Source organism: Vibrio sp. 10N.261.52.A1 (genome assembly GCF_002876325.1).
In the GTDB taxonomy this organism is placed as follows: Bacteria; Pseudomonadota; Gammaproteobacteria; order Enterobacterales; family Vibrionaceae; genus Vibrio; species Vibrio chagasii.
In genome coordinates this window covers 1-1,165 of record NZ_MCYD01000862.1, presented here as the reverse complement: position 1 = coordinate 1,165, position 1,165 = coordinate 1, and the positions used below count along the sequence as shown (strand labels likewise).

The window sequence follows — 1,165 nt, the reverse complement described above, 5'->3', positions numbered from 1 at the left end:
GGTTCTTGGCGTCACTGGTCAAAAGTTTGGGATATCGACTTTGACTGGGTGAAAGGCCGTTTCGACGACAACGCATACGGTGGTCAAAAACCAATGAACAGTGCAGGTATTCCTGTATCTCGTTGGGTTGATGGCGTACTTGAAGACAAAGACAAGATTCGTCAACGCGAAAACATCCGCGCGATGTTCTACTGGGGTCACGCAGTGAACTCTCAGACGCGTGGTCCAGAGATGAAGAAGGCGATGCAGAAGCTGGATATGATGGTTATTGTTGACCCATACCCAACGGTTGCAGCGGTAATGAACGATCGTACAGACGGCGTTTACCTGCTTCCAGCAACGACTCAATTTGAAACCTACGGCAGTGTAACGGCGTCAAACCGTTCTCTACAGTGGCGTGACAAAGTCGTTGAGCCTCTGTTCGAATCTAAACCTGACCACGAAATCATGTACCTGCTTTCTAAGAAACTTGGTTTCTCTGATCAGCTGTTCAAGAACATTCGTGTTGAGAACAACCAACCTCTAATTGAAGACATTACACGTGAATTCAACAAAGGTATGTGGACGATTGGTTACACAGGTCAAAGCCCTGAACGCTTGAAAGAGCACCAACAGAACTGGCATACGTTCCACAAAACGTCTCTAGAAGCAGAAGGCGGCCCAGCAAATGGCGAGACTTACGGTCTACCTTGGCCATGTTGGGGCACTCCAGAGATGAAACACCCTGGTACACACATCCTTTACGATACGTCTAAGACGGTTGCTGAAGGTGGTGGTAACTTCCGTACTCGTTTCGGTGTTGAGTTTGAAGGTCAAAGCCTACTTGCTGAAGACAGCTACTCGAAAGGCTGTGAGATCAAAGACGGTTACCCAGAGTTCAGCGATAAACTACTGAAACAACTGGGTTGGTGGGATGATCTAACTGCAGAAGAGAAAGCGTCTGCTGAAGGCAAAAACTGGAAGACTGACGTTTCAGGTGGTATCCAACGTGTGGCAATTAAACACGGTTGTATCCCATTTGGTAATGCGAAAGCACGTGCGATTGTTTGGACATTCCCAGACCGTGTGCCACTGCACCGTGAGCCACTGTACACGCCACGTCGTGACCTAGTTGCTGATTACCCAACGTGGGATGACAAAGAAGCTATCTTCCGTGTTCCTACGC

General features: G+C 48.4%; 1 protein-coding gene. It reads left to right on the top strand.

Annotation, left to right across the window (positions count from 1 at the left end):
- Positions 1-1,165 (top strand): molybdopterin-dependent oxidoreductase (locus tag BCT81_RS18465; protein WP_157938876.1); only part of this gene is annotated, 1,165 nt, incomplete at both ends.